Source organism: Streptomyces sp. SP17BM10 (assembly GCF_036322405.1).
Taxonomy (GTDB): Bacteria; Actinomycetota; Actinomycetes; order Streptomycetales; family Streptomycetaceae; genus Kitasatospora.
This window is the reverse complement of the sequence record NZ_JAQYXB010000348.1, coordinates 1-313: the sequence shown is the minus strand read 5'-3', so window position 1 is coordinate 313 and position 313 is coordinate 1. Positions and strand designations below refer to the sequence as shown.

The following is a 313-nucleotide window of genomic DNA, read 5'->3' as shown; positions in this document are numbered from 1 at the left end:
TTTTGTGTTGGGGTTGGTTGGGGGGTGTTTTTTGGGTTTGTTGGGGTTGGGTTTTTGCGTGTTTTTGTTGGTTTTTTTTGGGTTGGGGTTTTTGTTTTTTTTTTTTGGGGTTGTTGGTTTATTGGTTAAAGTTTTGGTGTTGTTTTTTTTTTGTTTTTTTTTTTGTTTTTTTTTTTTTTTTTTTTGTTTTTTGGTTTTTTTTTTTTTTTTGTTTTTTTTTTGTTGGTGGTTGGGGTGGGGGGTGTTTGTGGTTTGTTTTTTTTTGTGTTGTTTTTTGTGTTGTTTGTGTGGGTGTATTTTTTAGTTGTTTCCC

1 protein-coding gene is annotated in these 313 nt (G+C 31.3%); it reads left to right on the top strand.

Annotated elements, in window-relative coordinates; translation table 11 throughout:
* Window positions 1–121 precede the first annotated feature (121 nt).
* A complete protein-coding gene (locus PUR71_RS40995; RefSeq protein WP_329924680.1) occupies window positions 122–304 on the top strand; it encodes a hypothetical protein in 183 nt (60 codons plus the stop codon).
* The last annotated feature ends 9 nt before the right edge of the window (window positions 305–313 follow it).